The 16,286-nt window shown below is 63.1% G+C and carries 13 protein-coding genes; 11 read left to right on the forward strand and 2 right to left on the reverse strand.

Annotated features, from left to right (window positions below; genetic code table 11):
• Window positions 1-64: 64 nt before the first annotated feature.
• Both rsmG and ACYVAC_RS16025 read right to left on the reverse strand, forming a co-directional pair.
• Complete coding sequence (rsmG, locus tag ACYVAC_RS16020; RefSeq protein WP_461098756.1) at window positions 65-694, reverse strand: 16S rRNA (guanine(527)-N(7))-methyltransferase RsmG; 630 nt, start codon at window positions 692-694, stop codon at window positions 65-67.
• 24 nt (window positions 695-718) lie between these two features.
• On the reverse strand, window positions 719-1,888 hold the full coding sequence (locus ACYVAC_RS16025) for a glycosyltransferase (protein ID WP_461098757.1): 1,170 nt from the start codon (window positions 1,886-1,888) through the stop codon (window positions 719-721).
• A 123-nt stretch (window positions 1,889-2,011) separates the two neighbouring features.
• Here ACYVAC_RS16025 and ACYVAC_RS16030 point away from each other — a divergent pair, with 123 nt between their 5' ends.
• The 11 genes from ACYVAC_RS16030 to wecB all read left to right on the forward strand — a co-directional run bounded on the left by ACYVAC_RS16030 (window position 2,012) and on the right by wecB (window position 16,282).
• On the forward strand, window positions 2,012-2,407 hold the full coding sequence (locus ACYVAC_RS16030) for a ribosomal maturation YjgA family protein (RefSeq protein WP_461098758.1): 396 nt from the start codon (window positions 2,012-2,014) through the stop codon (window positions 2,405-2,407).
• Window positions 2,408-2,438: 31 nt separating this feature from the next.
• The gene (gene tgt / locus ACYVAC_RS16035; protein WP_461098759.1) at window positions 2,439-3,569 is read left to right on the forward strand and encodes a tRNA guanosine(34) transglycosylase Tgt; all 1,131 of its coding nucleotides are present in this window, start codon (window positions 2,439-2,441) and stop codon (window positions 3,567-3,569) included.
• Between the two features lie 237 nt (window positions 3,570-3,806).
• Window positions 3,807-6,167, forward strand: a complete 2,361-nt coding sequence (locus ACYVAC_RS16040; RefSeq protein WP_461098760.1) for an SLBB domain-containing protein — start codon at window positions 3,807-3,809, stop codon at window positions 6,165-6,167.
• Window positions 6,168-6,178: 11 nt separating this feature from the next.
• Window positions 6,179-7,264: a Wzz/FepE/Etk N-terminal domain-containing protein gene (locus ACYVAC_RS16045; RefSeq protein ID WP_461098761.1), complete on the forward strand. Its 1,086-nt coding sequence runs from the start codon at window positions 6,179-6,181 to the stop codon at window positions 7,262-7,264.
• Between the two features lie 218 nt (window positions 7,265-7,482).
• The gene (locus tag ACYVAC_RS16050) at window positions 7,483-8,775 is read left to right on the forward strand and encodes a nucleotide sugar dehydrogenase (RefSeq protein WP_461098762.1); all 1,293 of its coding nucleotides are present in this window, start codon (window positions 7,483-7,485) and stop codon (window positions 8,773-8,775) included.
• Between the two features lie 16 nt (window positions 8,776-8,791).
• The gene (locus tag ACYVAC_RS16055) at window positions 8,792-9,802 is read left to right on the forward strand and encodes a CgeB family protein (RefSeq protein WP_461098763.1); all 1,011 of its coding nucleotides are present in this window, start codon (window positions 8,792-8,794) and stop codon (window positions 9,800-9,802) included.
• Window positions 9,799-11,055, forward strand: coding sequence for a polysaccharide biosynthesis protein (locus tag ACYVAC_RS16060; protein WP_461098764.1), 1,257 nt, complete (start codon window positions 9,799-9,801; stop codon window positions 11,053-11,055). The genes ACYVAC_RS16055 and ACYVAC_RS16060 overlap by 4 nt, the downstream gene beginning before the upstream one ends.
• Window positions 11,052-12,383, forward strand: a complete 1,332-nt coding sequence (locus ACYVAC_RS16065; RefSeq protein WP_461098765.1) for a hypothetical protein — start codon at window positions 11,052-11,054, stop codon at window positions 12,381-12,383. The genes ACYVAC_RS16060 and ACYVAC_RS16065 overlap by 4 nt, the downstream gene beginning before the upstream one ends.
• A complete protein-coding gene (locus ACYVAC_RS16070) occupies window positions 12,380-13,405 on the forward strand; it encodes a glycosyltransferase family 4 protein (RefSeq protein ID WP_461098766.1) in 1,026 nt (341 codons plus the stop codon). The genes ACYVAC_RS16065 and ACYVAC_RS16070 overlap by 4 nt, the downstream gene beginning before the upstream one ends.
• Window positions 13,392-15,194, forward strand: coding sequence for a methyltransferase domain-containing protein (locus ACYVAC_RS16075; protein ID WP_461098767.1), 1,803 nt, complete (start codon window positions 13,392-13,394; stop codon window positions 15,192-15,194). The genes ACYVAC_RS16070 and ACYVAC_RS16075 overlap by 14 nt, the downstream gene beginning before the upstream one ends.
• Window positions 15,191-16,282: a non-hydrolyzing UDP-N-acetylglucosamine 2-epimerase gene (gene wecB, locus ACYVAC_RS16080; RefSeq protein ID WP_461098768.1), complete on the forward strand. Its 1,092-nt coding sequence runs from the start codon at window positions 15,191-15,193 to the stop codon at window positions 16,280-16,282. The genes ACYVAC_RS16075 and wecB overlap by 4 nt, the downstream gene beginning before the upstream one ends.
• Window positions 16,283-16,286 lie beyond the last annotated feature (4 nt).

Raw genomic sequence — 16,286 nt, forward strand, 5'->3', positions numbered from 1 at the left:
GAATCCTGTCAGCTTCTGAAAACTGAATACCGGATACTGAAAACGCTCCTCAGCCCCTACACACCTATTTCTTCGGCACGTAAACGACTTTTTTGGTTTCGAAAAAGGGCTCCTCGAAGTAGTCGGTCAGGTCGTAGATCCGGTAGCGGTCGGTCACTTCGGCCAGCTCTTCGCCCAGGTCGCCCCCTTTGAGGTAAAGAACCCCGTTGGGCTTGTCGTTGTTGCCCGACTTCAGGATTTTGTAGCGCACCCAGCCCAGAAAGGGCTTCAGCCGCGTAACGGCCCGACTCACCACAAAGTCGTAGGTGGTGTCGAGGTGCTCCACGCGGGCCTGCTCGGCTTTCACGTTGGTGAGCCCCAGCGCATCGCTTACGCCCTGCACTACCTTGATCTTTTTGCCGATGCTGTCGACCAGGTGGAAATCGGCCAGCGGAAACAGAATGGCCAGCGGAATGCCCGGAAAGCCCCCGCCCGTGCCGACGTCGAGGATTTCGGTGCCGGGTTTGAACTGAATTATTTTGGCGATGCCGAGCGAGTGTAGCACGTGTTTTTCGTAGAGCGCGTCGATGTCCTGCCGCGAGATCACGTTGATCTGGGCGTTCCACTCGCGATACAGGCCGTCGAGCGCAGCAAACTGCTCTTTCTGCTGCGCGCTGAGGTTGGGGAAATACTTGAGAATAAGGTCGATTGTCATGATCACAGAATGGGGCGCCGGTGGTCAGCGCCAGTCGTATTGCTTCTGCCGGCGGGTGAAGCCCGTTTTGAGGCCGGCCATGCCGTAGTAAACGGCCAGTACCAGATCCATCACCGGCATCAGCAGCCAGTGAACCGTGTGGGCCAGCCGATAGCTAATGCGGCCCACAATGCCCCAGAACAGGAGCAGCCGCAGCCCGAACAGCGCCGAGGCACCGCACAAAAGTAACCATTCGGCGGGGGTAAACGGCCAGCCGGCCAGCATTTTCGCCCCCACTAGCCCGCCCGCTACCCCGGCCAGCCCCCACGACAGCACGTGCGAGCCCACCAGCAGCCCCAGCCTGACCTTATTGCCGGGTCGGTAAAACTTGCCCACGTTGAGGTGCCGCCGTTTCTGGGTCCGCCAGTCGGCCCAGGTTTCTTTCGGAATCGACCACATAAACGTGTCGGGATCGAGGCAGACCGTGGTATTGGTAGCCGTAGCCACTTCGTTGACGAACAGATCATCGTCGCCCCCCAGCACGTTCATGTGCGAGTAGAAGCCCCGGTTGGCCATAAACAGCTGCGTGCGGTAGGCCAGGTTACGCCCCACGCCCATGTAGGGCCGGCCGGCCAGCGCCAGCGAGAGGTATTGCACGGCGGTAAACAGCGTCTCGAACCGGATGAGCAGGTTGAGCAGCCCGGGCGCGGCCTGGTAGGGCGAGAACCCCAGCACCAGCGCCTTTTCCGGACTGGCCAGTCGGGCCACCATGCCGGCCAGCCACCCATCCGACGCCGGGCGGCAGTCGGCATCGGTCAGCAGCACCGTGGGGTAGGTCGCTTTCTTGATGGCGATGGTGATGGCGTATTTCTTGGGCGTGATGTGGGCCGGCTGCGTGTCGATCCGGATAGACCGAACGTGCGTCAGGTGCGCAATCTCGTTGTCGAGGTAAGCCTGGGTGCCATCAGTCGAGCGGTCGTCCATCACCAGCACCTCAAACAGGGGGTACACCTGGGCGTCGAGCTGGGGCAGCAGGTCCAGCAGGTTGGTGTATTCGTTCCGGGCGCAGACAACGATCGTGACGCCGGGGGCATTGGCGGGTGGGGTGGCCGCCGGTTCAGCGGATCGAAAGGCCGTTCGGCTGAAAATGAACAGGATATACACGAGCTGAATGACCAGCACAAGCAGCCAGCCAGTCAGTAGGGCAGTTAGCACAGGATGGGTAGTGATTGATTCGTAGGCAGATGCAGTTTGGCGGGCAAATATACGGAACGGGTATGCCTTGTCATACTGATCGCCAGCGCCTAGCTTTCGGCCTCACTCGCCCCCGTGCTGCTCATGCCGCCTACCCCGCCCGTTCGCCTTCGCCTTACCTACGGCTGTCTGCTGCTGACGGCCCTGCTGCTCGGGCTGGGCTCCCGGCGCTATCTGGGCGAGGTGCCGTTTGTGCGTCTGTACGTGGGCGACGTGCTCTGGGCGCTGATGATCTTCTTCGGCATTGCCCTGCTCTGGCCCCGCTGGCCAACGCGGGGGCTGGCCGGGGCCGCGCTGCTGTTCTGTGTCGGTATCGAATGCAGCCAGCTGTACCACGCCCCCTGGATCGACCGGCTGCGGGCCATGCCGCTGGGCGGGCTGGTGCTGGGCTTTTCGTTTGGGTGGAGTGATCTGCTGTGCTACGCGGTCGGCGTGGGTTTGGGAGCCGCCCTCAACCGGCAGACGGGGTATTGCCCCTGACCCGGCGGCCTTTTCTGCCTATCTTTGTGGTATGACATTTTCGATTACCGCCCGCGATACCGACTCACAGGCCCGTACGGGCGTATTCACCACCGACCACGGTCCGGTGCAGACGCCTATTTTCATGCCCGTCGGCACCGCCGGCACGGTGAAAGCGGTGCACCAGCGCGAACTGGAAACCGACATCAACGCCGAAATTATTCTGGGTAATACCTACCACCTCTACCTGCGCCCCGGCCTCGACGTGCTGCGGCAGGCGGGCGGGCTGCACGCCTTCAATGGCTGGCGCCGGCCCATCCTGACCGATTCGGGCGGGTATCAGGTTTATTCGCTGTCGAACACCCGCAAGATCAAGGAAGAAGGCGTTACGTTCAAGTCGCACATCGACGGCTCGAAGCATATGTTCAGTCCCGAAGGGGTAATGGATATTCAGCGCACGATCGGGGCCGATATCATCATGGCGTTCGACGAGTGTACGCCCTACCCCTGCGACTACGGCTACGCCCGGGCGTCGATGGACATGACACACCGCTGGCTCGACCGCTGTATCACCCGTTTCGACAGCACCGAGGGCCACTACGGCTACCGCCAGACGCTGTTCCCGATTGTGCAGGGCAGCACCTACACCGACCTGCGCCGGCAGTCGGCCGAGGTGATCGCGAGTAAAGAGCGCGAAGGCAACGCCATCGGTGGACTGGCCGTGGGCGAACCCGCCGAGGAGATGTACGCCATGATTGAGCTGGTCAACGGGATTCTGCCCGCCGACAAACCGCGCTACCTGATGGGGGTGGGTACGCCGGCCAACATCCTGGAAGCCATTGCGCTGGGTGTCGACATGTTCGACTGTGTGATGCCCACCCGCAACGCCCGCCACGGCCTGCTCTTCACCACGGAGGGGATCATCAACATCAAAAACGAAAAGTGGAGCACCGACTACAGCCCGATCGACGCGGGGCTGGGGGGGTACGCCAGTACGTTCTACACCAAGGCGTACCTGCGCCACCTTTTCAAAGCCGATGAGTTGCTGGGCGGTCAGATTGCCTCGCTGCAAAACCTGACGTTCTATCTGTGGCTGGTTCGGCAGGCCCGCACCCACATTGCCGCCGGCGATTACGTGAGCTGGAAAAACGGCATCGTCGGGCGGTTGATGCAGCGGTTGTAATGGCCCGCGAATGACGGAGATAAGGCAGATACACGCTGATAAACGATTGACCGATATCGTCCCACAACCGGCAGTAGTGATCGCTGGACAAATAAATTAATCCCTGTTAATCAGCTCAATCAGCGTCATTCGCGGCCCCTGTCTTTTTTTCGGCCCGTAATTTGTTTACTCCTCTCGCAGTAACGATACATGCAGCCCCACCGGCTGTGTAGTCTAACCTAAAAACCCGTATTCGTTTTGGCGAATCGTGTACCTGCGATGTGGAGCGTCTGGAGCCGCCGGCTAAGGCGGTATAGTGTGTTACTGATGCTGCTGGGCAGCAGCGGACCGGCGCTGGCGCAGGCCGTGGAAAACCTGACGCCCGATCAGGTAAAGCAGTTTGTGCAGCAGGCCCAGGCGAGCGGCATGACCGAAGCCCAGATGGAGCAGCTGGCCCGGTCGCGGGGTTTTACCGATGCCGACATCAGCCGGATGCGGCAGCGCATTCTCGAAACAGCCGCCCCCGGCGCCCTGCCCACCAGCAAACCGGCCGCCGACCCCACACCGGCCAATGTAGTGCGCGAGCAGCCCGCCACGCCTGCCCCACCCGCGGCCGCCCCGGCCACCAATGGGCCCGTGGTATTCGGCGCGTCGCTGTTTGGCAATGCCAGTCTGACGTTTGAGCCCAACCTGCGCATTCCTACCCCCCGCAACTACCAGATCGGCCCCGACGACGAGCTGATCATCGATATTTTTGGCAACGCCCAGCAAACCTACCGCCCCAGGGTGAGCCCCGAAGGCAGCATCCGGCTCGAAAACCTCGCCCCAATCTACGTCAACGGCCTGACCATCGACCAGGCCGAACAGCGCATCGTGGGGCGGTTGCGCACGCTCTACCAGGGCCTCAACACGGGTAGTGGGGGCATCAACGCCCAGGTTACGCTGGGCAGCGTCCGCAGCATCCGCGTCACCCTGCTGGGGCAGATCGTGCGGCCCGGCACCTACACCCTGTCGTCGCTGGCATCGGTGTTCAACGCGCTCTACGCAGCCGGCGGCCCCCTGCCCGATCGGGGCTCGTTTCGGGCCATTCGCGTATACCGCGCCAACCGACTCGTACGCACCCTCGATATCTACGACTTTCTGCTGCGTGCCGACCAGAAAGACAACATCCGGCTGCAGGACCAGGACATTATCTTCGTCGACCACTACGACCGGCGCATCGAGCTGGCGGGTCAGGTGCGGCAGCCCGGGCTCTACGAAGCGCGGCCCGGCGAAACGCTGCGCCAGCTGCTGACGTTTGCCGGTGGCTTTGCCGATCAGGCCTACACGGCCTCGATCAACCTGCGCCGGAACACGGCTACCGGCCAGCAGCTCATCACGATTCCGGCCGCCGACATCGACGCGTTCGTGCCTAAGGCGGGCGATCAATACAGCATCGGTACGCTGCTCAACCGCGTCGACAACAAAGTCAGCATTACGGGGGCCGTGTTTCGGCCCGGCGACTTTGCCCTGACCCGCAACCCGACCTTGCGGCAGCTGATTACCAGCGCCGAAGGGCTGCGCGAAGATGCCTTTCTGAACCGGGCCACCATCCGGCGGCTGCGCGAAAACAACGACCCCGAACTGCTGTCGGTCGATCTGGGGCGGGTGATGCGGGGCGAACAGCCCGACATGCCCCTCAAACGAAACGATGTCGTGGAGATCATAAGCCAGAACGAGTTGCGGCAGGCCCGCACGGTATCGATTCAGGGGGCGATCAACCGATCGGGCACCTACCCCTTCGTCGACAGCCTGACGGTGGCCAACCTGGTGGTGCTGGCGGGTGGGTTCAGCGACGGCGCGGTGTCGTCGCGGATGGAGATTGCCCGGCGCATCGGCCCCCTCGACAGTCCCGACTCGATCGGGCAAACCACCCAGCTGCTTTCGTTTGCCATCGACCGCAACCTGCGGCTCGACCCCGCCGACGCCCGGCTCACGCTGCGCCCCTACGACCAGGTGTTTGTGCGCACCTCCCCCCGCTACGAAGCCCAGAAAGGCGTGCTGGTGGGCGGGGAAGTGATCTATCCAGGCCCTTACGCCATTCGCACCACCACCGACCGGCTGGCCGACCTGATTGGCCGGGCCGGTGGGCTCAAACCCGACGCTTACCTGCCGGCGGCCCGCTTTACGCGCCGGGGCAGCGTGATTTCGATCGATATGGCCCGGATTCTGAGCAACCCCGCCGACGTGGGTAACCTGCTGCTCGAAGACGGCGATACGCTGCTGATTCCCCGCAAAACCGAACTGGTCCGGATCCGGGGCGAAGTGCTGAACCCGGCCACGGTCGAGTTCGACCCCACGCGCTCGTTCCGGCAGTACATCGACGATGCAGGAGGCTTCACCGACAAGGCCGAACGGCGGAAGGTCTACGCCATTCGGGCCAACGGCAAGGTGATGCCCGCCCGGGGCCTGCTGGGTATCCGGCGCTTTCCCACGCCCGAACGCGGCATGGAGATCGTGATTCCGGCCCGCCCCCCCAAAGGCCAGAACCGCCTGTCGACCACCGAACGGGCGGCCCTGCTGACCGTTATTTCGTCGGGTGCAGCTGTCCTGCTGTCGGTTATTCGCTTATTCATGTAAGCCTCCCTCCTATGTCTTCCGTTGTATCCCGTCCTGTTCCCTCACGCTACCCTGCTCTCGAAACGGCTACCCTGGTCCGAACGCTGTGGCAGGGTCGGGGGCGGCTGGGACTGTTTGCGCTGGCCTTTGCGGCTGTCGGGGTGGTGATGGCGCTGCTGGCCACACCCGAATTTGTATCCGAAGCCCGGATTATGCCCGAGATGAACAGCGGCTCGGGCGACGTGTTTAAACGGCTGGCGTCGGTGGCGGGCTTTGCGGGCCTCGACCTGTCGGATGCCGAGGGCGTCGATGCCGTGCGGCCCGATCTGTACCCCAACGTGCTGCAGAGCACCCCGTTTGTGCTGTACCTGATCGAGCAGCCGGTGGTGACGAGCGAGGGCGAACGCCTGACCGTGGCCGATCTGCTCGACCCCGACGGCGATCAACCCGCCGGCTGGTCGCCGATGAACTGGTTCCGGCCGGCCGAAAAACCCGCCGGCAAACCCGTTGCCAACGGTCCCAACAAACCCGTGCAGCTGACCCGCCGGCAGCAGCGCCTGGCCGAAGCCATCGACAAACGGGTATCGGCCAAACTCGACACCCGCTCGGGCGTCATCACCATTACGGCCAAAATGCCCGATGCGCAGGCGGCTGCCACGGTAGCGCAGCAGGCCATGGATTACCTGACGCAGTATGTGACCAGCTACCGCACCGAAAAAGCCCGCGCCGATCTGCGTTTTTACAGCCAGCGGCTGGACGAATCGCGGAAGCGGTACCAGAATGCCCAGTACAACGTTTTTCACTACAACGACCAGCATAAGTACCTGGTGGTGCAGGCGGCCACGATGGATAAGCAACGCATGGAAGCCGAACTGACCATTGCCCAGACCGTCTATACCGAACTGTCGCGGCAGTACGAGCAAGCCAAACTAAAGGTGCAGGAGCGAACGCCGGTGTTTAAAGTGCTCGAACCAGCCCGGGTGCCCCTGATTCGGGTGTCGCCCAAACGCAGTATGATGGTGCTGGGCTACCTGGTGCTAGGTCTGCTCGTCGGCATTGGCTGGCTCCTGGCCCAGCAGCTCGACCTGCCCGGCCGACTCCGCCAGCTGGTGGCGTGAGGGCGGTGGTAGTTTGTGGTGTGTGGTTAGTAATTGGTGGTTGGTGGTTTGTAGTTAGTGGTTGATCCGCCGATGGCGACCACACACTCAGCCGGTTAGCCACTTCTCCGATCGAATGTCGTAAATCGAGCCAGCCAATTATCCACGCCCAAAACGGCAAACGACAAACCACAAACTGTAAACTACAAACTGTAAACCGTAAACTGTACTCCCAAACCGTGTTCGACGCCCTGTTACAGAAAGAAAAGACCATTGCCGTGATCGGGCTGGGGTATGTGGGGCTGCCCATTGCGCTGGCCTTTGCCCGGCAGTTTCGGGTGCTGGGGTTTGACATCAGCGTCGACCGGGTGGCCATGCTGCAGCGGGGCGACGACCCCTCGCGCGAGATGCCGGCCGACGCCTTTGCCCAGGCCGATATCACCTTTACCGCCGACCCCGCCGAACTGGCACAGGCGCACTTTTTTGTGGTAGCCGTACCCACGCCCGTCGACGATTATAAAGTACCCGATTTGAAGGCGCTGCAACTGGCGTCGGAGGTGGTGGGGCGGGCGCTCAAACCGGGCGACTACGTGGTCTACGAATCGACCGTGTATCCGGGCTGCACCGAAGACGACTGCCTGCCCATTCTGGAAGCCCAGTCGGGGCTGCGGCTGGGCACCGATTTCAAGCTGGGTTACTCGCCCGAACGGATCAACCCCGGCGACAAGGTGCGGACGCTGACGACCATCCTGAAGGTGGTGTCGGGCAGCGACGCCGAAGCCACCGACGTGGTGGCCGCCGTATATGGCCATATCATCGAAGCGGGCATCTATGCCGCGCCGAGCATCAGGGTGGCCGAAGCGGCCAAGGTAATCGAGAATACGCAGCGCGACCTCAACATCTCGCTGATGAACGAGCTGGCCATTATCTTCGACAAGATGGGAATCGACACCCACGAGGTAATCAAGGCTGCCGCTACCAAATGGAATTTTCTGCCCTTTACGCCCGGCCTGGTGGGGGGCCACTGCATCGGGGTCGACCCGTATTACCTACTCTACAAGGCCCGGCAGCTGGGCTACGACCCGCAGGTGATCAATTCGGGCCGGCGCATCAACGATGGTATGCCCGCTTACATTGCCACGAAACTGCTGCAGATGCTGCTGCAGCACGGCAAAAACCCGCGGCAGACCAAAGTACTGGTGATGGGCCTGACGTTCAAGGAAAACGTATCGGATATCCGCAACTCCAAAGTGGCCGATCTGGTACGGGAGCTGATGAAATACGCCATCAACGTGCACCTTGTCGACCCCCACGCATCGCCCAACGAAGTAGCGCATGAATACCGCATGACGCTGATGGATACGCCGTCGACGCTGTACGATGCGGTGATTGTGGCCGTTGGTCACGATGCCTACAAAGCCTACGACCTGGCTTATTTCCGCGCGCTGATGAATGGCAGCCCCATTCTGCTCGACCTCAAGGGCCTGTATAGCCTGCCACCCGACAGTGGTATCGACTACTGGCGCCTGTAACCCCCTCCGACCGGCCATGCACATCGTTCTGGTAGGCAACCCCGCTTTCGACTCGCTCGAATTTCACCTCGCCGACGCCTGCTGCGCGCTGGGCCATACGGCCGAGATTATCGACACGGCCGGAACGCTGCCGCTGCTGCGTAAGCTCACCTACTGGGCCGGTCGCTTCGTGGCGCCCTACGACCGGAGCCGGATGCAACAGCTGGCCAGCCGCATTGCCCGGCGGCAGCCCGATCTGGTGCTGGTGGTGTACCGGCATCTGCACCCCGCCCTGACCGATGCGCTGCGGCAGCAGTGCCCCGGCGCGGTGCTGGCCCAGATCAACCCCGACCACGTGGCCAACCTCGAAAACCAGCAGATTCTGGCGGCCGATTTCGACCATTATTTCACGAAGGAGCCTTACATGGCTGCCTTCATGCGCGACAAGGCCGGCCTGAACGCCCATTACCTGCCCGAAGCTTTCAACCCCCGCGTGCACAGGCGGCCGGCCGGCACCAAAGCCGACGCCGAACGCATTACCGATATCGACGTGCTGGTGTTTGGCGGACTCTATGCCTACCGAGCCCGTATGGTGGAGCAGCTCCAGCGCGCGGGCCTGCGCGTTACGCTCTACGCCCAACCTGGCCCCTACCTCAAGCCCGCCCTGCGCAGCACGTTTCAGCCCCGTTACCTCGTGGGCCCCGAAAAAAACCGGCAGCTCTACGGCGCCCGTATCGTCTTCAACAATTTCCACTACGCGGAGATCAGTTCGGCCAATCAGAAATACTTCGAGATAAACGGTATCGGTGGCTTTCAGCTCTGCGATCATAAAGACACCCTCGACAGCTACAGCGCGGTTCCCGCCGAGCAGGTCACGTTTCGGAGCATGGCCGAAGCCATCGACCTGATCCGGTATTACCTCGCCCGCCCCGACGAACGTCACGCCCTGGCCGAACAGCAGTACGCCCATTTTCAGGCTCACCACACCGTCGATCAGCGCATGGCGCAGCTGCTGGCCATTACCCACCCGCAACTGGCCACCCAATGAAAGGATTACTGGGGCTATCGGCCCAGACCCGCACCCGACCGCTGCTGCTGCTGGGTGGTGGCCAGGCTCTGTCGGCCGGGCTCACACTGGCCTACGGCAAGCTGACGGCCCTTTACGTTCCGCCGGCCGTCTGGGGCGAGTACAGCCTGCTGTTTGCGGGGCTCACGCTGGCGCATGGCCTGCTTATTACGCCCACCATCCAGTCGTACAAGGCCGCCCTGGCCCGGTTTCCGGCCCCGTCCACCACGGCGGCCTATGCCCGGCTGCTTGGTCTGCTCTACACAACGCTGATGCCGGCCCTCGCCCTGGTCGCCGGGCTCTACTTCCAGAACCCGGTGTTCGGCCTGGTCTGGCTGGCGGCTGTGGGGCAGGGCCTGTATCAGTTTGGCAACGAATCGCTCAATGCCGCCGGCCGACACCGGCCCTTCGTACTGGTGCAACTAGCCTACGCGCTGGCTACCCTGCTGGGCTTCGGTATGCTGTTGCTGCTTGGCCTGACCACCACGCCAACGGGGCTCTGGCTGCTGCTGGCGGGGGTCAACGGGTTGTTTGCGGGGCTGGCGCTCTGGCGGCTGCGGAGCCGTCAGCCACTGCCCAGGGCCGCTGCCGCCGAACGGGCTGCGCGCTGGCGGGAATACCGACACTTTGTAGGGCCGCTGCTGGGCCTGGCCGGCTGGAACTGGCTGCTCAACTACGCCGACCGGTACCTGATCCGCTACTACCTCACCGATGCCGATGTGGGGCAGTACACGATGGGCTACAGCCTGGGTTCGAAGGTGCTGCTGCTGGTAGCCCCCCTGCTGGCCCTGCTGTCGCCCCGGTTGCTGCGCATGCGGGCCGACGGACTACCCGCGTCGGCGGCCAACCCGCTGCTGCTCCACTACCTGATCCGCTACCTGCTGGTGGGCGGGCTAGGCTGCGGGCTGTTCTGGGCGGGCCAGTCTTTTTTCGGCAGCCTGCTGCTGGCCGATCGGTACCGGGCGGCTTTCGCCATTGGCCCCATCGTGGCCGTGGGCTACCTCTCCCTGACCGGTATCCATCTGCTCGAACTGAAATGGTACACGTTTGCCCAGACCCGCTACATTCGCTGGCACACAATCGCCGGAACGGTCTTAAATCTGGCACTTAATGTGCTATTGATTCCGCGCCTGGGCATTACCGGAGCCGCGCTGGCCACCGCCCTGGGGTTTGCGGGGCAGCTGGGCCTCGCGCTCCTGCTCTTCCGGCCCACCCAAACCAACGCATCCGCATGAAACGCGCGCTTGTCTGCAGCAGTCTGTTCGGTCTGGCCTTCGGGTACTGGGGCAGCACCCTGCCCGAGGCACTGGCCTTTGCGCTATCGATCTGGGTATTCCTGACCTTTCTTGACCGCATCGGCGACCGGCTGGCCCTGCTCGACTGCATCAGCTTCATTGCCGCCCTCGAGCTGCTACTGGTGCCGGCGGCCACCTACTGGATCTTTCCGGCGTCGATGCCCGTCGATTCCGACCGTTATTTCGGCTACGCCCTGCCCGCTTACCTGGCCTTCTACGCCGGCATCAGCTGGTTTAGTCGCGGGTATGCCCACCGCGCCCACGCCGATGCTATCCGGGCAGCCGCCGATTACCTCCAGGACAGGCGACAGGCCAGCCTTGTACTGCTACTGATCGGCGTATTTGGATTTACGGTGCGGCTGGCACTGCCCGGAGCGCCTGCGCTGCTGAGCAGCCTGCCCGCTTCGTGTCTGCTGGTCAGCGCGCTGTATGCCTACTACGCCGGCAGCCGGCTCCGCTGGCCAGTGATCGGTCTGGTACTGGTACTGCAGTGCTACGCCACCGTTCGGGAAGGCATGTTTGGCGATTTATTTTTCTGGATGACCCTGCTGATGCTGGTGATTGCAGCCGGCCACCCGACGCCCCTGGCCACCCGCACCAAAACGCTGGCCACCGTGGTGGCGTTTGCCTTTCTGCTCCTGATTCAGTCGGTGAAGGGCGAGTACCGGCGCAACACGTGGGGCTACCAGCGCAGCGAACGCAGCGGCAACGCCGGCCTGATGGGCGAGCTAATTGCCGACCGGCTGGCCAACCCCGAAAAAATCCTGACCATCGACCATTTTTTCAGCTCGTTCATGCGCTTCAACCAGGGCGTGATGATTGGCAGCGCCATGGGCAAGGTGCCGCTGCACGAACCCTACGCCCAGGGCGAGGTGTTGCTGTCGTTTGTGTATCCGTTTGTGCCGCGACTGGTCTGGCCGGGCAAACCCCAGACCGGCGGCTACGAAAACATCCGGCGGTTTACGTCGCTGCCGCAGTTCGAAAACACCAGCATCAACCTGTCGCCCGTGGGCGAGGGGTACGTCAATTTTGGCTACGGCGGCATCCTGTTTGCCGGCCTCTACGGCCTTATGCTGAGTTTTATTTTCCGGCGGGTGCTGGACCGGGCCGACGCCCGACCATCGCTGGTGCTGTGGCTACCGGTGCTGTATATCGGATGCCTGACCATGGAAACGGACCTGCTCTCGACCTGGGGCAGCCTGGCCAACGCCCTTATCTTCGTCAGTCTGCTCTACTGGGGCCTCAACCGACTCGGTATATCCCTATGAGCCTGATCTACCTCTTCCGCAGCCCCGGCACGGGCCACAGCATCGAAGAACTGTTTGGCCACATCCGGCAGGCCGTTGCCCGGCAAACCGACGCGCCCGTGGCCACACTGCACCTGCCCCACATCAGTCGGGGGCTGCGCTCGGTCTGGCAAAACTGCCGCTTTGTGGCCCGGCAACGCCTGTCCGGGCTCGTTCACATCACCGGCGACGTGCATTACGTGGCGCTGGCCCTGCCCGGCCGGCGCACCATCCTGACCATTCACGATTGCATCCTGCTCGAAAAAAACCGGCACCGACCCCTGCGCTACGCGCTGTTCTGGTGGCTGTGGTACTACGCGCCCATCCGGCGGGCCGCCGTGGTGACCACTGTCTCCGAAAAAACGCGGCAGGACCTGATCCGGCTGGTGGGGCGCCTGGCCGAGAAGGTAGTGGTGGTGCCCAATGCTTGCCACCCCGATTTCCGGCCCCAGCCCGCCCCCTACCGGACCCACTGCCCACACATCCTCCAGATCGGCACGGCCCCGCACAAGAATCTGCCCCGCCTGATCGACGCCCTGACCGGACTCCCCTGCCAGCTGACGGTGATTGGTCCGCTGCTGCCCGACCTGATGGCCCAGTTGCGGCAGCGTCGCATTCGGTACGAAGCCTATGAGCACCTGAGCAGGGCCGCCATCGTGGCGCGTTACGCCCACGCCGATCTGGTTTCGTTTGTATCAACCTACGAAGGGTTCGGGATGCCCATTCTCGAAGCACAGGCCACCGGGCGGCCCGTGCTGACGAGCCAGCGGAGCCCCCTGACCGAGGTAGGTGGTCCCGACGGTGCCTGCTACGTCGACCCGTATGATCCCGCTGCGATCCGGGCGGCTATTGAGCGCATCGGCCACGACGATGCGTACCGGCAAGGCCTGATCGAAGCGGGCTTTCAAAACGTAGCCCGCTACACACCCGACCGTATTGCCGGCCTGTATGCCCGACTGTATGCGTCATTGCAACCAACCCAACCCGCTTATGCTCCTCATTGACGCGGCCAACATTTCGGGCGGGGGCGCCGTGCTGCTTCGCTACCTCGCTGGCCAGCTGCAGGCACGCGGCCTGCCGTTTCACGTCCTAAAAAAACCGTCGGTACCAATCGACCTGCCCGCCAATCTGTATACTGACCTGACGGTTGGCCTGCGCAACCGCGGGGAGGTGCTGCAGGCAGCCATCGACCGGCACCAGCCCGACACACTGCTCTGCTTCGGCAACTTTCCCCCGCCCTTCAAAGCCGACATCCGCACGGTTACCTACTTCCATAACCTGCACTACCTCAATGGCCACGACCGGCGTAGCTTCCGGCTGCGCGACCGTATCAAGCGCAACCTGCGCCGGGCCTACCTGACCGCCTACCAGCACCATACCGACTGGTTTGTGGTGCAGACGCCCTACGTGCGCCGGCTCTTTCTAGATACCTTTTCGGTCGACCCGGCCCGGGTTGTGGTCTTTCCGTTCTACAACGAAGAAGCCATCCGGGCGGTGGCCGTACCGGACGAAGCCGACCCGGTTGCATTTCTTTACGCCAGCAGTCCGGAGCCGCATAAAAACCACGTAACGCTGCTGCGGGCGTGGGCGTTGTTGCACCAGCAGGGCCTGACGCCCACCCTCCACCTCACGGTCGCCCCCGATTCGCCCTACACCACGCCGGCGCTGCTCAACCAGATTAGCCAGTTGCAGCAACAGGGGGTCCGGATTGTTAATCACGGGCAGATGACCTACGAGACTCTGCTGCAGCTAACGGCCTCGTGCGGCACCTGCGTGTTTCCGTCGGTCAACGAAACCATCGGGCTGGGGCTGCTCGAAGCCTACTGGCTAGGCAGCGCAATCCTGGCAGCCGACCGGCCCTACCTCGACGATGTGGTGACGCCCACGGCCCGCTTCGACCCGTACGATCCGGCCGCCCTGGCCCGTGCCGTACAGATGCAGCTTACCGACCCCGGCCCGCCCCCCCGGCTTCAGATCGGCAACCAGATCGTGCCCTTTATCGACTGGCTGTACCCGGCCCGGCCCGCCGACACCAACGCTGCCGATGCCATCTGGTTTCACGATACCATTGCCGCCCGATTCGATAGCCGCTACGAAGCATCGCGGGCTTTCGGCGAGCGCTACCGGGTCTGGACCGCCCTATTCGACCGCTACGTTGCACCCACCGACCACGTACTCGACCTGGGCTGCGGATCCGGCATTTTCAGCAGCTACCTGGCAGGCCGGGCCGCATCGGTAACGGGTGTCGATGGGTCGGCCGAAATGATCCGGCTATGCCACCAGAAACCCCAGGCCGCCAACCTTCGCTACGTGCAGCAGCGGCTACCGCTAGCCGATCCGGCTGGGTTTAACGGCAAGGATGTGGTGATTGCGTCGAGTCTGCTCGAGTACATCGACGACCTGCCCGCCCTGCTGACGCAGATGCACGCCCTACTGCGGCCCGGCGGGCTGCTGATCGTGTCGATGCCCAACCGCACGAGCGGCTACCGGCGGCTGGAGCGGCACCTCTTTTCGCTTACGGGCTTTCCGCGCTACTTCGCCCACATCCGCCACGTAGCCACGCCCGACACCTTTGCGCAACTACTGCAGCGCTTTGAGTTCGAGGCTATCGAAACGGCGTATTTCAGCAGTTATGATCCACTGTCGCGCCTGCTGAAACCAGTGGCCCCCCGCCCCTACGTCAACAACCTGTTTGTGGGTGTCTACCGGCGCAGTACCGTCGCGCCAGTCAGCCAGTCAACTCAACCCAGCGTTCTGCCCGCAGCGCTGGCCCAACCGGTCGATCGTTTATGACTATTCTAAACATCGTTGGGGCGCGTCCCAACTTCATGAAAGTGGCGCCACTCCACCGCGCGTTCGCGCAGCACCCGGCCATCGGGTCGAAAATCGTGCATACGGGGCAGCACTACGATGCCCGCATGAGCGACGTGTTTTTCAATCAGCTTGAACTGCCCACCCCCGATTATTACCTGGGGGTGGGCAGCGGCACCCAAACCCAGCAGACGGCCGAGATCATGCTTCGGTTCGAGCGGGTGATGGAACAAGAGCAGCCCGACTGGGTGCTGGTCGTGGGCGATGTGACGAGTACGCTGGCCTGTGCGCTGGTGGCGGTGCGGCTGGGCGTGCGGGTGGCCCACGTTGAAGCGGGCCTGCGCTCGGGCGACCGCCGGATGCCCGAAGAAATCAACCGCATCCTGACCGACAGCCTGAGCGACCGGCTGTACGTGACCGAGCAGGCCGGCCTCGACAACCTGCGCCGGGAGGGCGTTGCCGACGAGAAGGTGCGGTTTGTGGGCAATGTCATGATCGATTCGCTGATGCACTACCGCCAGAAAGCCGCGCGGCTCGATACCGTAGGGTCGCTGGGCCTGACACCCGGCCGCTACGCCCTGATGACCATGCACCGCCCCGCCAACGTCGATCAGGAAGCGGGCCTGCGCAGCCTGGTCCAGATTGCGCAGGATACCGCCGGCCGGCTGCCGGTATTGTTTCCGGTTCACCCGCGCACGGCGGCCAACCTGACCCGCTTCGGGTTGCTGGACCAGCTGCGGGCAAACCCCGCCATTCGGCTGCTGGAGCCACAGGGCTACCTCGAATTCCTGCATCTGATGGAACACGCCACGGTGGTGATTACCGATTCGGGCGGCATTCAGGAAGAAACGACGTACCTGCGCGTGCCCTGCCTCACCTTTCGCAATTCGACCGAGCGGCCCGTTACGGTTACCCTTGGCACTAATCAGCTCCTGGCCGATCTGAATCCCGACACCGTTCGGCAGGCGGTAACGCAGCTGCTGGCCGGACAAACCAAAGCCGGACAGATTCCGCCCGGCTGGGATGGCCACGCGGCCGAACGCATCGTTGCCGACCTGCTCGGCGCCTGAGTTA

It is taken from the genome of Spirosoma luteolum (genome assembly GCF_054778875.1).